At 41.6% G+C, this 15,205-nt stretch carries 11 protein-coding genes; 3 read left to right on the top strand and 8 right to left on the bottom strand.

Annotated elements, in window-relative coordinates; all coding sequences use genetic code 11:
• Positions 1-103: 103 nt before the first annotated feature.
• From L5M28_RS03580 to L5M28_RS03565, 4 genes are all read right to left on the bottom strand, one after another.
• Positions 104-1,729 (bottom strand): phosphoethanolamine transferase, encoded by a 1,626-nt coding sequence (locus tag L5M28_RS03580; protein WP_173496895.1) that lies wholly within the window; start codon positions 1,727-1,729, stop codon positions 104-106.
• A gap of 268 nt (positions 1,730-1,997) precedes the next feature.
• Positions 1,998-4,091: a prolyl oligopeptidase family serine peptidase gene (locus tag L5M28_RS03575; protein WP_263202489.1), complete on the bottom strand. Its 2,094-nt coding sequence runs from the start codon at positions 4,089-4,091 to the stop codon at positions 1,998-2,000.
• A gap of 211 nt (positions 4,092-4,302) precedes the next feature.
• Positions 4,303-4,782 (bottom strand): MarR family winged helix-turn-helix transcriptional regulator, encoded by a 480-nt coding sequence (locus tag L5M28_RS03570; protein ID WP_028759894.1) that lies wholly within the window; start codon positions 4,780-4,782, stop codon positions 4,303-4,305.
• Complete coding sequence (locus tag L5M28_RS03565) at positions 4,783-6,003, bottom strand: cation diffusion facilitator family transporter (protein ID WP_263202487.1); 1,221 nt, start codon at positions 6,001-6,003, stop codon at positions 4,783-4,785.
• 641 nt (positions 6,004-6,644) lie between these two features.
• Here L5M28_RS03565 and eco point away from each other — a divergent pair.
• Positions 6,645-7,196: a serine protease inhibitor ecotin gene (gene eco / locus L5M28_RS03560; protein WP_263202485.1), complete on the top strand. Its 552-nt coding sequence runs from the start codon at positions 6,645-6,647 to the stop codon at positions 7,194-7,196.
• An 86-nt stretch (positions 7,197-7,282) separates the two neighbouring features.
• Here the strand turns inward: eco and L5M28_RS03555 are convergent, their stop codons facing one another.
• The 4 genes from L5M28_RS03555 to L5M28_RS03540 form a co-directional block, all read right to left on the bottom strand.
• Complete coding sequence (locus tag L5M28_RS03555) at positions 7,283-7,558, bottom strand: hypothetical protein (protein ID WP_028759892.1); 276 nt, start codon at positions 7,556-7,558, stop codon at positions 7,283-7,285.
• Entirely contained in the window at positions 7,551-9,539 is a 1,989-nt protein-coding gene (locus L5M28_RS03550) for an ATP-dependent DNA helicase RecQ (RefSeq protein WP_263202483.1), read from the bottom strand. The genes L5M28_RS03555 and L5M28_RS03550 overlap by 8 nt, the downstream gene beginning before the upstream one ends.
• Positions 9,540-9,887: 348 nt before the next feature.
• Positions 9,888-10,226, bottom strand: coding sequence for a hypothetical protein (locus L5M28_RS03545; RefSeq protein ID WP_105252539.1), 339 nt, complete (start codon positions 10,224-10,226; stop codon positions 9,888-9,890).
• 168 nt (positions 10,227-10,394) lie between these two features.
• The gene (locus L5M28_RS03540; protein WP_263197428.1) at positions 10,395-10,922 is read right to left on the bottom strand and encodes a hypothetical protein; all 528 of its coding nucleotides are present in this window, start codon (positions 10,920-10,922) and stop codon (positions 10,395-10,397) included.
• A gap of 590 nt (positions 10,923-11,512) precedes the next feature.
• On the opposite strand from L5M28_RS03540, the gene L5M28_RS03535 reads away from it, so the two are divergent.
• Positions 11,513-12,628 carry a tyrosine-type recombinase/integrase gene (locus tag L5M28_RS03535; protein ID WP_263197427.1) on the top strand — a complete coding sequence of 372 codons (1,116 nt, stop codon included), beginning with the start codon at positions 11,513-11,515 and terminating at the stop codon, positions 12,626-12,628.
• Positions 12,629-13,047: 419 nt separating this feature from the next.
• On the top strand, positions 13,048-15,105 hold the full coding sequence (locus L5M28_RS03530; protein WP_263202482.1) for a PhoX family protein: 2,058 nt from the start codon (positions 13,048-13,050) through the stop codon (positions 15,103-15,105).
• Positions 15,106-15,205: the final 100 nt, after the last annotated feature.

The raw sequence follows: 15,205 nt of genomic DNA, 5'->3' as shown, positions 1-15,205 counted from the left end.
TTATGACAGGGAGCAAAAGAAAAGAGGATGTTGCCATCCTCTTCCTCATCATGGTGTCGAACCAACTAGAACGAACTAAACCTCGCGACAATTAAGTCCACAATTAACCGCGGCAGCGAGCAAAGATATCTAATTCAGGCTGATATACCTCAGTTTTGATATTCATTAGTCCCAATAGACTATCGAATAAATTGTCATGGGAGAAACCACCTTTCGCCGCATGCTCAGCCAAACAATCCATATCCAATTGATTATCTTGGCTAAAATCTTTTGACACCCAAGCAAGCATAGGAATGCTCGTCTGCTCAATCGGTGCGATACTGTAAGGCGCGCCATGTAAATACATGCCTTTTTCGCCTAATGACTCACCATGATCGCTCAGATACAACATGGCTGGATCAAATTTATCTTGTTGGTTTTCTAACTTTTTAACCACTTCGCTAATAATATAGTCAGTGTACAAAATACTATTGTCATAGGTATTCATCAGCTCATCTTCACTGCAGTTTTGTATATCACTGCGCTGACAATCCGGTGTGAACTTACGGTGTTCTGCTGGATAACGTAAGAAATAAGTCGGGCCATGACTACCAATGACATGCAATACAATCACAGTATCTTTGCGTTCTGCGTTGGCTAAGGCTTCATCTAATTTGTTCAGTAATACTTGGTCGAAACAATATTGGCCAGTGCACAACTTAGGATCACTGTTCAAATCAATGGTTATGTTTTCAACTTGGTCACACACCCCTTTACAGCCAGAATCATTGTCAAACCACTGCACTTTAATACCGCCATGATCCAACACATCAACGGCGGTGTCTTGAGCATAGGCACGGCGTGAATCGTAATCTTCCCGTCCCATGCGAGAAAACATGCAAGGCAAAGATACCGCCGTTGCCGTGCCACATGAATGGGTATCTTTAAAGACTATTAATCCTTGGTCTTGGGTATGGGCGTTGGTTGGCTTGTCGTAGCCATAATACTGATAACTCATTGAACGCGCGGTTTCCCCCACGACTAGAACTAATAAATTCGGTTTACCATTTGAGTTGGCACTGACATTTTTTGCATCGAGGCCAAGTTGCTGATATTCCATTGGCGTTTGCAAGTACTGCACATTGATGTACTTAGACACAGCACCGATAAAATACGTCGGCACAATATAACGTTTTAGCTCGTCGTTGTTACGGCCAAAGGCCGCGTAATCTTGAAAATAGAAGAAAGCAATAATGCCCAGTCCTGCCAACATCGCTAGCATAAAAAGCACTTTATGCAGTAGTTCTTTTAGGAAAGGTTTGTACTGAATATCCGCTTTATAGATAAGGTACGCGGGTAAAATCCCAGTCAGTAACATATTCATTATCGAAGCGAAATTCACATACATGAACGCTTCGGCATGATTGGTTTGAAAAGTGTTTTCTATCATGCCGTAATCGAAGACGACATTGTATTGGTAGGCAGCGAAGAACACACTCGATGATAACAAGGTGAGTAAGATGAAAAACGGTTTAACGAGATACTTCACCGTAAATAAGGAAAATACAAAACTGAGTGCAAAGGTTAAAAACAACGGCACAGTAGCGATGAAGATAGGATCGACATCAGGTTGTTTTTCAATGCCTTTCTTAATGATGCCAAACAATGGGATATTGAAAATACAGACGTAAAATAACGCTGTGATAAAAGTGAATCGATTCACCGATAGAGTCTTAAATCTTGCTAACACTGATAGCTCTCACTCAAATTAGTTGTTTGTCGAGAATAACTTAGTATTCTTAAGGTAGTCTTAGCCTTTGACAGTGAAATTTTTTCGCAATAGTAGCAAGCTCTTGGCAATGGCTCAAATTATCTGTGGGTATTGTTAACATTAAATAATAAACTTAAAAAAACGGCCGAACCTCAATAAGTTCGACCGTTTTCTGCTCCCCAACCTATTAGGGTCTTGCTCGGTTTTACCAGTGAAGAGTTAACAATTCATGCTAACCCAGCGGTAATTATCTTAATTGCTGTAATAAGTAGGCAAACGCCATTGAATTAAGTTCCGCGGCTTGATTATTATCTGCAGCGCCGGCGTGGCCACCTTCAATATTTTCGTAGTACAAGACATCAATTCCCATGTCTTTCATCTTAGCAACCATCTTACGGGCGTGACCTGGGTGAACCCTATCATCACGGGTCGATGTGGTGAAAAAGACCTTTGGATAATGCACGTCTTTATGCAGATTATGGTACGGAGAGTACGTTTTAATGTAAGCCCATTCCTCAGGAATATCCGGATTGCCATATTCGCCCATCCAGCTGGCACCGGCGAGTAACTTATTGAATCTAAACATATCAAGCAGAGGTACTTGGCACACAACAGCGTTGTACAGATCCGGTCTGCGGGTAAATGCCGCCCCCATTAACAGGCCACCGTTGCTGCCACCTTGGATGCCTAAATGTTTACTTGACGTGATTTTACGGGCAATCAAATCTTCCGCTATTGCCTCGAAATCCTCATAGGCTTTATGTCGATTTTGCTTTAACGCAGCTTGATGCCAAGCTGGGCCATATTCGCCACCGCCACGAATGTTAGATAACACATATACGCCGCCTTGCTCTAACCAGTTCTTACCAATGGTGGCCGAATAGGATGGACGCAGTGAGACTTCAAACCCACCATAGCCATAAAGTAGCGTAGGATTAGTGCCATCTAACTTAAGATCCTTAGCCATCACCACAAAGTACGGTACTTTAGTGCCATCTTTAGACGTCGCAAAGTATTGCTCAGTTTTAAACTTATCCGCAGCAAACTGTTGCGGCATACCTTTAATTTTCTTCGGATTTAAGGTTTTTGCATTAACCGTATAGAGGCTTGAAGGCTCAAGAAAACTGGTGTAATTCACAAAAAAATCATCACTGTCTTGCTCAACGTCCATTACCGTCAAGGCGCCATTCGCTTCGAATGGGACTTGGGTGCTTTGCCAAGCGCCCTTTTCGTCTTGCTCATACCGTACTAATTTGCTTTTCACGTTATCGAGCCAATTCACGAAAATCGCACTTTTACTAAAACTCAGCTGCGCTATCGATGCGGTCTGAGTCGGGCTCACAAATAAACTGAATTTGGCTTTTTGGGCGATAAGATCCGCCACATCGGCATACACGACCGCGCCTTGCTTAAAGTTACCGTCTTTGTTGGTTAAATCGCTCTTTAACTCAATAAATAACTTACCTTTAAAATAACCTTTAATCTCAGCATCTTGAGGTAATGGCAACCCAATGAGTTTGCCATCTTGATAGACATATTGGCTGGCGGTATAAAAAGTATGTGCCTCGGTGACTAAACTCAGCGGCGTTTTATCATCGAATAAAACCCAGCCTGATACTGCGACTGAGGTTTTGTCACCAGTGAAAATCGGTTTCGCTTGCTCGAGTGCTGTACCACGTTGCCAGAGTTTCACCTCCCGTGGATAACCTGAGTCAGTCATGCTTTGACCATCACCAAAATCAGTGCCAACAAAGGCGTGGTCTTTATCTATCCAGCTCAGACTTGATTTGGCTTCTTTCAAAAAGAATGGCTTATCTTTGGTGGTAACAAAGGATTTAGTATTTAAATTAAATTCTCGCACTTCCACCGCATCGGCACCGCCGCGGGAAAGTGAGACAAAACAGCGCTCATTCTCGGGATACTGACAGCTAATATCCTTAAATACCCAATTGACTGATTCAGCTTTACCTAAGGCATCGATATCAAGCACAGTCTCCCATTTGGGATCGGGTTTAGCATATTCTTCCATGGTAGTACGGCGGTAAATACCGCGCACATGGGTGTCATCCTTCCAAAAGTTGTATAACTTGTCGCTAATGTGGGTCGCGTAGGGAATGCGTTCTTTATCGTTCAGGATGGCGAGACTGTTCGCCACTAAGGTATCAAAACCTTTAAACGCTTTAATTTCGGCGGCAGATGCAGCATTTTGGGTTTTCACCCATTCCATCGGCTTTGCGCCTTCAACATCTTCTAACCAAATGTATTTATCTTCTTCTGCGTGAAGTTGACCGCTCATACCGAGCACTCCTGCAATGCACAAAGGCAGTAATTTATTATTCATTCTATTCCTTTTAAACAAAGTCCATCTTGAGATCTGCCCTTACATTACCTTAATTAATATCCAGTTCAACTATTAATCCAACAAGAATGTAACAAAAGGTAAGGTACTGTAATAGCTGATGATTAATCTTGAATGAATCGTGTTTTTAAAAATGTCATGCTATAAAAAAGCGTCCACGAGGGACGCTTTTTAGTGGATGAAATAGGGTAAATTAAAACTCGTTATTCATACGAGACAACAAATTGAGCAGTACGATTCGTTCCTCACTGCTCATTTTAGCGGTGAGATCTGTGGTGAGTTGTAGATGTAATGCATCATGTTCGAGGAACAAAGTTTGGCCCTTTTCGGTTAACTCCACCAGAATCGAACGACGATCGGTTTCATGGGGACGACGTACAACCCACTCAGCTTCAACCATTTTGTCGATTTGAACCGTTAGTGTGCCTGTTGTGACACCAATTTTATCCGCCAGTTCTTTCATCCTCATAGCGCCGTGCACGCCGAGTAACTCAATGGTGTGCACCTGCGATAGGCTAAAACCTTTGTCACGTACAATGGCGTGTTCCCAAGACGACAGCTTTTCGTAAAATTCAATAATCACATGATTTAATGCATGATCTGTTGAATGTGCGGCCGTTGAATGAGCAGTCGTTGAATTCAGGTTTGATGAATGATGATGTTCAACAGTCATTTAGGCTTCCTTAGCCATACACTCGCGCTGACGACAAGTATGGAGTTCAATAGTGATATGGGCCAATTCAGGAAATTGTGACAGTAACTGATTAAAATAACTGACATCTTTCGGTGAATGGGACACGATAGACACCATAATAGCATGGTGATCGGCACTCACTCGCCAAAGATGTAAATCGGCCACTTGATGATCCGGTACGGCCTCAAGAGTTTCCACGATCTTACGCTGCAATGACGCTTTAACACCACCGTCAAGTAAGATAGGACTCGTTTGCTGAATGAGTCCCCATGACCAACGGCTAATAATCACAGCACCCACTATACCCATAACCGGATCGAGCCAAGTCAGTCCCATGTATTTACCAAACAACAAGGCCGCAATGGCGAGCACTGACGTTAACGCATCGGCTAATACGTGAAAATAGGCGGCGCGTAGGTTGTGATCATGACCACCGTGTGCCTTCTGACTCTCATGCTCAGCAGCATGGTGCTCCTGTTTATGATGGCAATGGCTATGATCTTGATGACTTTCATCGTGTACATGTGAGTCATCATGTGTATGTGGACCCGCACCATATGAATGAGCCGTATGGACGTGATCGTCATGAGAGGAGTGTGCTTCGCAGCTGTGATGAGCATGCTCGTCTTCATGATCATCTTGATGTCCATGATCGTGACTATGACCATGAGCGTGCCCATGGTCGTGGGTATGGTGATCCTTGAGTAAAAATACACTCAGCACATTCACGCTCAAACCTATAACAGCCACAAATATGGCTTCGTTAAAATGGATTTGCTCAGGGTTAATCAGTCGCATTCCCGATTCAATTAACATCACCAGTGCCACAAGTCCTAGCGCTATTGCGCTGGTATAACCGCCAAGTACACTCACTTTGCCAGTACCGAAAGCAAATGCAGGATCGTTAGCATGTTTACGGGCATAGGAATAGGCGAATAACGTGATCATAAAGGCCGCGGCATGGGTTCCCATGTGCCAACCGTCGGCGAGCAGTGCCATAGAACCGTAAATGGTTCCGGCAACAATTTCAGCCACCATAGTGATCACGGTTAAATACAGTACATAGCGAGTGTTCTTCTCGCCATCGCGGTTCTGACTCGAAAACTCATGGGCGTGCTGCCACTGGGCGAGTGAGTGCCCTTGGCTTCTTCCCGTAGTAGCTTGATGCCCTGTCGCTTGCTCGGCTGTCATTGATTTCATTGTATGGCCCCTGCTCCATTTCTATCGCTATTAATGGTAAAAAACTTGTCGCTTGAATTATAGTTTGAAAATCAAAATATATGAAGATCAAATTAACTATTTATCAAGATATACTGTTTTCAAACTTTTAAACGTGTATTTGAATCCCCATAATGCATCTGCGCACCTGCCATCAGTCGAGACACTGATATGTGAATTAAGATAGGCAGCTAGACTAGGCAAAGAATATCAGGCAAGGTTTAATGGATTAGCGCTTGATTTATGAGTAAAAACAGCTCACATAGCTGAGTTAGATTGGCTTTATTACAGCCTTACGCAGTTATAGACAGACACAGCGGTGGCTTTTCAGTGCAAGTTGAAATCCAAGTTTTAAGGTTTTTATCTAGGCTATTTCGTATATTTTTCGCATGATATGAGTCATAAAACAGCCACAGCAAAGAATTGAAATAGCAGAGAACTTAACAAAATAAGTCATTGAAAAGTGTAATTAACCCTTATTATTCAGATTGATAAAAATTATTTGGGTAAAAAATCGATTTTTTATTGAATAATTTAACCCTTTTTTACCTCTGCTGCGTTTATAGGGAGCAGAACACAGACAAATTTATCGACATCAATTCAGTTCGATTAGGAGAAATAAAATGAAATTGAAGACCTTATTTAGCGTTAGCACTGTTCCCCTTGCATTTGCACTATTGTCATTCAATGCCGCGGCGGTGAGCCCACCACACCCAACAGGATTAGATGCGCCTATGATCAGTATTCAACGTTTCGATCCAAAAGATTACAGCGCACAGGAAGCCACTAAGATGTTCCCTGCTCCGGCAGCAGGTATGGTGCAGCACATTTTAAGCTTACCTAAATTAGAAAACGAAGATGACTACATGGTCGAAATCCAAATTGGTCAGACTCAAATGGTTGATTGCAATAAGCATGGATTAAGCGGGGAATTGAAGGAACTGACAGTGCAAGGTTGGGGTTATAACTACTATCAAGTGGATGAAATCGCTGAAGGCCCGAGCACTATGATGGCCTGTTTCGAATTGGCGAAGAAAGAAGCTTTTGTACGTATTCCGGGTGAACTAAAAATGCGCTATGACAGTCGCTTACCTAAGGTGTTTTATCTACCAGAAGGCGCTGAACTGCGTTTCAGAACTTGGAAAGTAGATTCAACCTATCAATATTCCAAGTAAATAGCCGAATTTAATTCTTCCGTCATCAATCAAATGCGCTTCGAGTCTTTGCTGATTGATAAAAGCAAAGACTCGAAGCGCATTAACTAGAATCGTTTAATTCTAACGACTTGCATAATTTCTATTTCAAAACCTGCTACAGTTTCTGTCTCTGGGTAATAGATGACATTGATCTTTTGCCCTTGCAGATTACGATACTTTTTGACCCGTCTAAACTTAAACGGCACGTCACAATCTTCAATCATAACAGTATGTTGTATCCACTCCGCCTTTTCCCTTTGCATATGCGAAACCACAGTCACACCTTCAGAGTGAACCAAATGTTCATGGGTGGCTAACATCTTTTTTACGGCCTTATTCATGTTCAACTCTTTTATCATCTAGTTGCGACAACAGTGACTCAACTTTCTGTTTAATTTCAGCATATCTCAATTTTTCACAGCGGCCGAAACCACTCAACTTACGCACTTGAAAACGACTAACCAAAGGAACTGACATACCAGCTAGGCAACGACAATAGGTATCAAGTGATAAAGCATCAATACCTTTGGCCGTTAAATGATGCTTCAACTCATGTAAATCAGCCAACATCTGCAGATCTGTCGGCCAAGTCGGTTCCGTCGAATAACTCAACTTAGCGAAATGACCGCGGCAGACACTGCAATGACCGCAGATAGCCGGCGTCTCATTATCATCAAAATAACGGGATAAATTGTGGCTTAAGCACGTCTCAAGTTCAAAAAAGCGGACTAACTGCGCTATTCGCGCAATTTCTTTCTGCTCTTTATCAATAAAATAATGGTACAGCTCATCGATGAGTTCCGGACGCGCTAATGCGGCAACATCCACCCGATACACATCGGTAATTCGTTTGGTTTCTAATTCAATCAACTGATGTTCAGCTAAATATTCCAGCGCGGCCAACACGCGACTGCGTTCATGGCCCGTCGCATTGTACAAGGCATCAAAATCTAACGCGCCCCATATTTTCTTCATCTGCGTATGATTAAAAATCTGCGTCAAAAACGCCTGCCGTTCGGAATTAAATCGGCTCAGAATGGCGTGTTTATCCACTAAAAATTTGTAATTAACATCGGCGTAGTAAGCAAATAACGGCTTAACCACACCTAGAATTTCTAGCTGTACAAGTAACGTTTTTAATGGCAACTGGCGAATATTACTCGCCGTCGACACGCCATTAAGCTGACATTCCCACTGACCAGAATCTTGTTCAAGACGAATAGCTTCAATGACTTGCGCTATACCTTCTCGCTCAGGCGTATCGCCATACACAAAATTTTCAACGGTATTGAGTCCGTCAAGATTGGCTAAAGTCACACAATGGGATAACGCACCATCACGCCCTGCTCTGCCGATTTCTTGACTGTAGTTTTCAATGGATTTAGGCAAATCATAGTGGATCACAAAACGGATATTGCTCTTATCTATTCCCATACCAAAGGCGATGGTAGCAACAACCACTTGCAGCTTATCCTGCATAAAATCATTTTGAATTTGTTGACGTTTTTCATCTTCAAATCCAGCATGATAGGCACTGGCGACTATGCCTTGTTGGCTCAAGAGTCGTGCGACTGTTTCGGCGGTTTGCTGTAACGTCACATACACAATACCAGCACCTGAGAATGATGTTATCTGGTTAACCAGTAAGGCATTTTTCTCTTGCGTCGACACGGGCAGAACAGTCAAATCTAAATTGGGTCGATAAAATCCCGTTTGTACTATGTGTTCGGGCGCGATATCGAAGCGCTTGGCCATATCCAGTTTCACTTTACGTGTCGCGGTGGCCGTCAGTAACAGTACCAGCGGGATTTCAAGCTCGCGCCGATAATCGGGTAATTTAAGATAATCAGGCCGAAAATTGTGGCCCCATTCTGAAATACAATGCGCCTCATCTACGACCAACATAGACAGCGGAACCGATTGAATAAACTGCCTAAAGCGTTCATTTTTGAAACGCTCCACCGACACCATTAAAACTTTCAGTTTGCCAGAGCGCGCATCTGTCATCACTTGCTGACTCTGCTCAGCGCTTAAGGTTGAATCTATGCTGGCCGCATGAATTCCCTTAGATTGCAAAAATTCCAGCTGATCTTTCATCAAGGCGAGTAAAGGCGAAATCACTAAACTCAAATGGGGTAACTGCAATGCTGTAAATTGATAACAAAGGGATTTACCAGAACCTGTCGGGAAAATCGCTAAACTCGACTTCCCTGCTAACAGTTGTGTTATCGTTTGCGCTTGACCAGGACGAAATTCAGAAAAACCGAAATCCTGCTGCAACAAACTAACGTATGGATTGGTTTCCGGAATGGGATTGAACATCAACCGTCCTTTACACTTATCCTTACCACCCACAAAATTCAGGCATACCGCAAGAAAAAGATTCAGCATTAAGTGAGTCGACTAGTCTAGCAAATTTTGACGTACTTTACGGAGTTAATTAGCAACAACTGAGTTTTCAAGCCAACTTAACTGCTCATCAGGAGCGTAATTATAGGTTCGAATTTTGTTACAAGACAATGATTAATATAGGATTAATTTTATTTTTTAGTCAGAAATTAAATATAAAAATAAAACCGATTTGTAAAAATACAAATCCGATATCTCCTATGAAAAAACAAGAAGTCAGATGAATCTCAGCAAAAAATACATCTCCGATAAATAGAGCATTTAAGGTTTTCTAGCAAGATATAGGTTGATCAGCGACGTCAGTTTGTCCTGAAATCTTTCTTCAAAACCATCAATGTCACGCCCTATAGAAACTAAATATTTAGTTGCCTGCTCACGCGAAAGCAGCTTATTTGCAAGACTATATTGCATCTCTTCTAAGGTTTTATCATATCTTGGGATCAACACCCAAGTGCCGACATCGACGTCAAAATGTTGCATCGCTTTCTGGGCTAAAGCACAAAAAGCCTCAATATGATCTACGCCATCAGGTCCGAGACAGCCAGGTTCAATTCGGCATAAAACCGCAATTTTCCTATCGTTTGCAATACTTAAACTCATCTCTAATGCCCCGCGTTATCTAGTCGTAAACATAAGATCTTAACAGTAATTTTACGTGTCTGCACAGATAAGTCACGGCTAACTTACCCTTATTAGATAATCCATTTTAGGCAATAGAACAACTTTAAAATCATATTCTTCAAAACATAGATCCGCGGTTATTTTGTTCTATTCATCAACAATGTCGTCTACAACATCCTCATCAGTATGTTGTAAAACATTAAGCGAAATATTTTCATTATGCTCTGACAATAGGGTATCAATGGCTTGGTCAAAACTGTCTAACTTTTGAGTTTCCATATAACGTTTTAACCTCAAAATAATATCCCTGCTCAGCTCAATATGAGACTTTTTTTGCCGTTTTTTTATTTGAGATAATTCTTTGCGAACCATACGCCAGCCAAAATCAGTAAAATACTGATTGAGCATTTTGTTTACATTAATAAGCTCGTTGTCGATCCGCTGTGCCTTTTTGCGTAATCGGACCAATTCATTTAGTTGTGTTACCAACTTAGTATAGGAAACCGTTTGTAACTCAGCGTCACAAAACCAATCCGGTTTAGATGCCACAGCTTCAGGATTGATAAGGCGATAAATTAAGGGTAAGGCAAAAATTAATTCTGCTTCCTCAAGCAATAATAATTTTCTCCCTGCTGTTGGTTTGTCTTGTTGATATATCCAGGCTTGCGGTTCCATAAATACGTTTCTTTAGCTAAGCATGTGTCTAATGCAGATGAAATAAATCGGTCCTCATGCTAGTACAAATCGACAAGTATTAATATATGGTTCAACCATTTTTTGTGTTTGATATCGATTCCTTGTGCTTTCCTTTTACTTTAGGAAGAATAACTCAACTCGTATCAGGTCAAATACCTAGCAAGCTGTTGTACTTATTAGCTTAAATTTCATCCAATAGACAAGCCTAGTTTAGCGGCATTCCATTCAACAAAGTCAATAAAATGGTTAAACCATTCTTTAAAATTGTGATTATGTGGCTAACCAAGTTCGAAACTATCGCATATAGAAAGTACGAATTTCATACTATTTTTGCTTTTAATTCTATATCCGCATAATTAATCGCTATTGTCCAAACGGCTTTATCTTGGCTATTTTTTAAACTAAAAAAAACAACTAAATGCTATTTAATGCGCCCTATTCCGATAACAGAAGTTTATTTGAACAAATAAGCACTCTACCAGTGATAATGACGATTATCACTGGTAGATGTAGGCGTGATTTGCGTATAATTACGCCTTCTTAATTCGATATTAGGTGACTTCAACGGCATGTCTAAAATAATCCGGACAAATAGTAATGCTCAAAATAACACCAATATATCGAATGAAAGAGTGACTAGATCAGATCATCACAATAATAACCGTACTGAACAGCCACGTTTTTTTGAAGAGACTTTCCTGCCACAATCTGTTCGAAGTGATTATTTAAGTGCTGCCGAAGAAACTGAATATGAAATTTCAGCCAATACCCGCCGTGTTTATAATACGAGCTTTAGTCTATTTAGCCGTTATTGTGCCGAACACCAACTGCAGGCCCTGCCCGCAGATCCAAGAAGCGTAATTTCATTTATTGGTCATCAAAAAGAATTGATCCAAGAGAGTACTGGAGTACAACTTTCTAAACAGACATTAACGACTCGACTCGCGGCGATTCGCTACCATCATATTCAAGCAGGATTCCACTCGCCTACCGAGCACCCTCTGGTGATCAGAGTGATGCGTGGCTTGAGCAGAAATCAATCTCGCCATGTGAGTGATTATGATCAACAACCGATTATGTATGATGAAGTGGAAATGCTCATTCAAGCTATCGATGAACAAGTGCAGCCATTAACCCGAGCAAGAGACAAAGCCATTATTCAGTTAGGATTACAAGGTGGATTTCGCCGTTCTGAACTTGCAGATATAAAAGTTCAATATGTCAGTTTTTTACGCAATAAGCTAAAAGTTCGCCTACCTTATTCGAAGAGTAATCAGCAAGGTCAACGGGAATGGAAAGACCTACCGGATCATGAACCTTTTGCAGCACTCAACGCGGTAAAAAATTGGTTATCACTAGCCAATATAGAGGATGGACATTTATTTAGATCGCTTTCCCGTGATGGGAAATATTTACGCCCTTATCAAATAGTAGAACATCACTCTGAAGCTAATTCAAGTTTACATAAAAATAGTGGTTTTCTCACGGGAGACGATATTTATCGCATCATTAAAAAATATTGCACAAAAGCGGGCCTACCTGCAAAATTTTATGGTGCCCACAGTCTGCGTAGTGGTTGTGTCACTCAACTCCATGAAAATGATAAAGATCATTTATACATTATGGCCAGAACTGGCCATACCGATCCGCGCTCACTTCGCCATTATTTAAAACCAAGAGACTAAAACACAAAGACTAAACTAGATCATGACTCGATAAGGATCAGTTAGTCTTTTACCTAAAATAAAATAGCAATTTTAACGTTAAATATAAATCTATCATGTTTATGAATAAAAATGATATTCAGTAATTATATTAAAATTATTTCCAATTTTTAATTTTAAAAATAATTAAAGCAATAACTTCACATTATATATTTTTATCTGTGACACAACATTTGACATCATAGCAGAATAAAAATCCTAATTGAGGTACTTTGACCTCAGCAGCTTAGACCATAGCAAACTGCTGGTTAACATTTTTATAGCATATCGGGTTTATTGCTCACTGCAGTATTATTGTAATATAAAATCATCTTTATTGTCATATTGATACTTTAGCCTTAGTCACGAAATTTAATCCATCGTACTAGCCGGAGTAATATATGAGTAAGGCCACCTTTGATCCTACACTTTATAATAAAAGTAATAACGAGCCATTTAACCAAGTGTTGGATAAACATTTATCTCGCCGTAACTTCGTCAAAAGTGGTTTAGGCCTCAGTGCTATGACAGCTTTTGCCAGTGTAGGCTTAACTGCTTGCGGATCAGATGACACACCCGTTACAAAACCTGTTGATCCAGTGACACCTTTGCCACCGACAAAAAGTACCGCCAAGCTAAACTTTACGTCAGTTGCGGGTTCTCGTTTAGATGCCGTCGTTGTGCCAGAAGGCTATACAGCGCAGGTACTTGCACCATGGGGCACGCCATTAAATGCAAAAGCAGCACCATGGAAAAGCGATGGTAGTAACACTGCCGATGACCAAGCGAACTCAGTCGGTATGCACCATGATGGCATGCATTTCTTTCCATTAAATGATTCGGGTAATGACGGTTTACTTTGCATTAACCATGAATACATTGATGAAGTTGCATTACATCCTGCAGGACAAACTTTTGATCCTACTTCAGGTTTGCGCACGATTATCGATGAGGTACGTAAAGAAATCAACGCCCATGGCGTATCTGTTGTACGTATAAAACTGGTTAGTAATCAATGGGAAGTGGTTAGTAATGATAACCATAACCGCCGATTCACCGGTGCGACTGTAATGGATATTAGCGGTCCTCTCGCCTACTCTTCTTTACTCGAAACCCGCTACTCTCCCGACGGGAGTCAGGCTCGCGGTACATTAAATAACTGCGGCAATGGTTACACGCCTTGGGGCACTTATTTGACCTGTGAAGAAAACTGGCCAGGCTACTTCGCTAACCGTGGTACGTTAACTGCCGAGCAAAATCGCATTGGGATCAGCAAAACCAGCACACGTTATGGCTGGGATGATCTTGCAGGTCATGATGAAGAACGTCTCGATGAATTCGCGCGTTTTGATGTCACCCCAAAAGGTGCAAGTGCTCAAGATGACTATCGTAATGAAGCGAATGGTCACGGTTATATTGTTGAAATTGACCCTTTCAATCCAACATCGCGCGCAGTAAAACGTACCGCGCTTGGTCGTTTCCGCCATGAAGGCTGTACCTTTGGCAAATTAACTGAAGGTAAGCCAGTAGTGTTCTATTCTGGCCACGATTCACAATTCGAATACCTCTATAAATTTGTCTCGGCCGCGGCGTGGGATGCAAAAGATGCTGACAGCAGCAATCGCATACAAACTGGCGATAAGTATATGAATGAAGGTACTTTATATGCAGCTAAGTTTAATGCAAATGGTGGTGGTGTTTGGTTGCCTTTAACCTTAGATAGCCAGACTACGGACGGAAAAACCCTAGGCAATACTTTCGCTAGCTTAGCCGAGATTATTTTGAACACCGCAGGCGCAGCGGATCTTGTTGGTGCAACACCTATGGATCGCCCTGAATGGTGTGCTGTCGATCCTTTCACAGGTTCAATTTATTTGACCTTGACCAACAATTCAAAACGAACTGAAACCAATCCAGCGAACCCAAGATTGAAAAACCACTTTGGCCATATTATTCGTTGGGATGAAAGTGACAAAGATACTGAATTTACATGGGATATCTTCGTATTCGGATCACCAAGTGATGGTAACGCAGAGACAAACTTATCAGGCTTAACAGATCTTAACCAATTTGCCAGCCCAGACGGTTTGGCCTTCGATCAACGCGGTATTTTGTGGGTTCAAACCGACAATGGAGCCAAGGAGGTCGCAGAAGAAACCAACGATCAGATGCTAGCAATAGTGCCTTCAACGCTTGTTGATGGCCAAGAGAAACAGCTCGGCGTAACGGCTGATAACCAAATGGAATTAAAGCGTTTCTTCGTTGGACCAAACGACTGTGAGGTTACGGGTTTTGCTATTAGCCCTGATTACACTTCTGTTTTTGCTAACATTCAGCATCCCGGTAATTGGCCTTATTCGTCCGATGCCGCTGAAAAAACGCCTGCGGGCACGACATTACGCCCTCGCGCCGCTACGGTCGTTATCCGTAAGTTAGATGGTAAAGAAGTCGCGGTATAAACAATTATGCTTGTGCGAGGTATCTTCTTAAATATGAAGTTCCTATAAGTTAATTGCTACACATAACAAATCCCCTCACTGTAGGGGATTTTTTATTTAA

The organism is Shewanella sp. SW32, assembly GCF_025653365.1.
Taxonomy (GTDB): Bacteria; Pseudomonadota; Gammaproteobacteria; order Enterobacterales; family Shewanellaceae; genus Shewanella; species Shewanella oncorhynchi.
Note: the sequence above shows the minus strand (reverse complement) of the source record. Positions and strands in the feature narration are given on the sequence as shown.